General features: G+C 70.9%; 3 protein-coding genes. 2 read left to right on the top strand and 1 reads right to left on the bottom strand.

The window, feature by feature from the left end; all coding sequences use genetic code 11:
- Positions 1-98: 98 nt before the first annotated feature.
- Entirely contained in the window at positions 99-731 is a 633-nt protein-coding gene (locus ACYVE9_RS18695) for an HAD family hydrolase (protein WP_461029029.1), read from the bottom strand.
- A gap of 272 nt (positions 732-1,003) precedes the next feature.
- Here ACYVE9_RS18695 and metK point away from each other — a divergent pair, with 272 nt between their 5' ends.
- Both metK and rfbH read left to right on the top strand, forming a co-directional pair.
- A complete protein-coding gene (gene metK / locus ACYVE9_RS18690) occupies positions 1,004-2,212 on the top strand; it encodes a methionine adenosyltransferase (protein ID WP_461029028.1) in 1,209 nt (402 codons plus the stop codon).
- 228 nt (positions 2,213-2,440) lie between these two features.
- On the top strand, positions 2,441-3,742 hold the full coding sequence (gene rfbH / locus ACYVE9_RS18685; RefSeq protein WP_461029027.1) for a lipopolysaccharide biosynthesis protein RfbH: 1,302 nt from the start codon (positions 2,441-2,443) through the stop codon (positions 3,740-3,742).
- Positions 3,743-3,796: the final 54 nt, after the last annotated feature.

Raw genomic sequence — 3,796 nt, 5'->3', positions numbered from 1 at the left:
GTGCCGGGCGGCCGGCACACGCCAGTGGCGCCCGCCCGGCACGGGGCCACCTCCACGGGGGCGTGGGTCTCCCCCCGGGGCGGGCTCTGTGGCGGCCCTCAGTCCCTTGCCGCGGAGGCACTCCGGAGCAAGGGCAGGATGGCCCGCAGGTCGTCGCCGTCAACCGTGGCGGTGGCCCGGGGCAGCGCGTCCGGTGGGGCGTTGAAGGCGATACCGCAGCCGACGAGGTCGAGGAGCGGGCCGTCGAAGGCAGAGGCCCCGATCGCCGCGCAGTCCTCGGGTGCGGCGTCGAGTTCCCCGGCGCGCCGGGCGGCGAAGTCCCTCTGCTGCTGGGGGTCCAGGGGGCCGCCGGTCGAGCGGCCGGTGAAGCGCCCGTCGGCCGCTTCCAGCGGCCTCCCGTGGTAGGAGTGGAAACCGAAGCGGTCGGCCAGGTACGCGGCGATGGGTGCCCAGGCCGTTGTGGTCAGGACCGGCACCAGGCCGTTCTCCCAGCACCACTGTGTGGTCGCCTCGACACCGGCGACGAACGGCATGCCGTCCAGTTCGGTGCGGACGGCGGACTCCGACATCCCGGCCCACCGCTCCGCGTCGGGTGTCCGGTCCCCGGCCGGTACCGCGTCGCCGTGCGACGGGGCCAGCCCCAGCCGTTGTTCCACGGCGGACGAGAGCGGTGCCCCCCGGATCAGCACGCCGTCCGCGGAGAAGAAGACGACTCCGACGTGATCAACCATGCACACCATTCAACTATGTCGCCCCGCGCCCCGCCCGGAGAGGATCCGTGTGGTCGCAACTCCTTCACACCCGCACACGCCGGAACTCGGTGCGGCGCGCTCCGGCGACGCCGGCGACGCCGTCCTCTCGGCGGCGTGCCGAAGCGTCTAGGGATCTCCTGGTGCGGCTGACGGGAGCATGCCCCGAGTGGCCGGAAGTGCCCCGGGTGACGGCCACCGGGCCCGACGGGCCCGCCCACGTGCCGGACCCCGCCCACAACCACTGGAGAGCCATGCCCCGTCGCCTGTTCACCTCGGAGTCCGTGACCGAGGGCCACCCCGACAAGATCGCCGACCAGATCAGCGACACCGTTCTCGACGCGCTGCTGCGCGAGGACCCCGCCTCCCGGGTCGCCGTCGAGACGCTGATCACGACGGGTCTGGTGCATGTGGCCGGTGAGGTCACCACGAAGGCCTACGCTGACATCGCGACGCTGGTGCGCGGCAGGATCCTGGAGATCGGCTACGACTCCTCCAGCAAGGGGTTCGACGGGGCGTCGTGCGGGGTGTCGGTGTCGATCGGGGCGCAGTCCCCGGACATCGCACAGGGCGTGGACGCGGCTTTCGAGGCGCGGGTCGAAGGCGACGCGGACGAGCTGGACAAGCAGGGAGCCGGCGACCAGGGGCTGATGTTCGGCTACGCGACCGACGAGACGCCGACGCTGATGCCGCTGCCGGTGTTCCTGGCGCACCGGCTGTCGAAGCGGCTGTCGGACGTGCGCAGGGACGGGACGATCCCCTACCTGCGGCCGGACGGGAAGACGCAGGTCACGATCGAGTACGACGGCGACAAGGCGGTGCGGCTGGACACCGTGGTGGTCTCCTCGCAGCACGCCTCCGACATCGACCTGGACTCGATGCTCGCCCCGGACATCCGCGAGTTCGTGGTCGAGTACGAACTGCGGAGGCTGCAGGAGCAGGGCATCAAGCTCGACACCGGCGACCACCGGCTGCTGGTCAACCCCACCGGCCGGTTCGAGATCGGCGGTCCGATGGGCGACGCGGGCCTGACCGGCCGGAAGATCATCATCGACACCTACGGTGGCATGGCCCGTCACGGCGGGGGAGCGTTCTCCGGCAAGGACCCGTCGAAGGTGGACCGTTCGGCGGCGTACGCGATGCGCTGGGTGGCCAAGAACGTCGTGGCGGCCGGCCTGGCCTCGCGCTGCGAGGTCCAGGTCGCCTACGCCATCGGCAAGGCCGAGCCGGTCGGCCTGTTCGTCGAGACCTTCGGTACCGCGACCGTCGACGCCGAGCGGATCGAGCAGGCGATCGACGAGGTCTTCGACCTGCGTCCGGCCGCGATCATCCGCGACCTCGACCTGCTGCGCCCGATCTACGCCCGGACCGCCGCCTACGGCCACTTCGGCCGTGAGCTGCCGGAGTTCACCTGGGAGCGCACCGACCGTGTCGAGGAGCTGCGCCGGGCAACGGGCCGGTAGCAGCGCGGGCCGTCCGTCCACCCCTTCCGGGACGCCGCCGCGGGTGTCGCGTCGTCCTCGCGGCGGCACGGGTCTTGGTGGATCCCTAGAGTTGCCCGCCGACGCTGGCTTGTGGCCGGTACGCGTGCTGGGCTGGGGGCCCGATCGATCCGCACGGGCGTGGGGATCCGCCTCGACTGCGAGCCGGCCGTCCGGCGCGTAACGGCACACACAGGAGGCCTTCAGCCGATGGGGAACGACAAGTCAGAGATCCTCGACCTGGTCCGCGAGTACCACCGGAACACCGCCGCTTCAGGGTTCCTGCCGGGTTCCACACCGGTCCAGGCCTCCGGAGCCGTGCTTTCCGAGGACGACCGGGTGGCGCTGGTGGAAGCGGCGCTGGACATGCGGATCGCCGCCGGGATCAGCTCCCGGCGCCTGGAACGGGGGCTCGCCAAGTACTTCGGCCTGCGCAAGGCGCACCTGACGAACTCCGGTTCGTCGGCCAACCTGCTGGCGCTCGCCGCACTCACGTCACCGCAGCTGGGCGACGACCGGCTCGTCGCGGGGGACGAGGTGGTGACGGTCGCCGCGGGATTCCCGACGACGGTCAACCCCATCCTGCAGAACGGCCTGGTGCCGGTCTTCACGGACATCGAACTGGGCACGTACAACGCCTCGCTGGAGCGGGTGGAGCAGGCGATCGGCGATCGCACCCGGGCAATCATGATGGCGCACGCCCTGGGCAACCCGTTCCAGGTCGCGGAGATCGCCCAACTGGCCGAGGACCGCGGGTTGTTCCTCATCGAGGACAACTGCGACGCGTTCGGCAGCACCTACCAGGGGAAGCTGACGGGCACGTTCGGCGACCTGGCGACCGAGAGCTTCTACCCGGCCCACCACATCACGATGGGCGAGGGCGGGTGCGTGCTGACGGACAACATGATCCTGGCGAGGATCGTGGAGTCGATGCGGGACTGGGGCAGAGACTGCTGGTGCGAGCCCGGTGAGGACAACCGCTGCTTCAAGCGGTTCGAGCAGCAGATGGGGTCACTTCCCGAAGGCTACGACCACAAGTACATCTTCTCCCACGTCGGCTACAACCTGAAGTCGACCGACATCGCCGCGGCGCTGGGCCTGGAACAGCTCAACCGCATCGACGCGTTCGGCAGCGCCCGCAGGCACAACTGGGCGCGGCTGCGCGAGGGCCTGGACGGACTTCCGCACCTGCTGCTGCCGGAGGCCACGCCGGGCAGCGACCCGAGCTGGTTCGGCTTCGCCATCACGGTACGGCCGGACGCGCCGTTCGAACCGGGGGCGCTCATCGACCACCTGGAGGCCAGCAAGGTCGCCACCCGCCGGTTCTTCGCCGGCAACCTGACCCGCCACCCGGCTTACGAAGGACGCGAGTTCCGGGTGAGCGGACCGTTGACCAACAGCGACATCACCACCGAGCGCACCTTCTGGATCGGTGTCTACCCGGGACTCACCGACGAGATGATCGACCACAGCATCGAGACGCTGGTCGGTTACGTGACCCTGCCGCACTGACGCCCGCCCGCGCGCCGGGCCCCGCGACACGCCGACCGGCGTGCCGCGGGGCCC

The sequence above is a fragment of the Streptomyces sparsus genome, from assembly GCF_054776295.1.
Note: the sequence above shows the minus strand (reverse complement) of the source record. Positions and strands in the feature narration are given on the sequence as shown.

Coding starts and splice junctions, on each gene's coding strand:
- ACYVE9_RS18695 (WP_461029029.1), bottom strand. CDS start 731: ATGGTTGATCACGTCGGAGTCGTCTTCTTCTCCGCGGACGGCGTGCTG.
- metK (WP_461029028.1), top strand. CDS start 1,004: ATGCCCCGTCGCCTGTTCACCTCGGAGTCCGTGACCGAGGGCCACCCC.
- rfbH (WP_461029027.1), top strand. CDS start 2,441: ATGGGGAACGACAAGTCAGAGATCCTCGACCTGGTCCGCGAGTACCAC.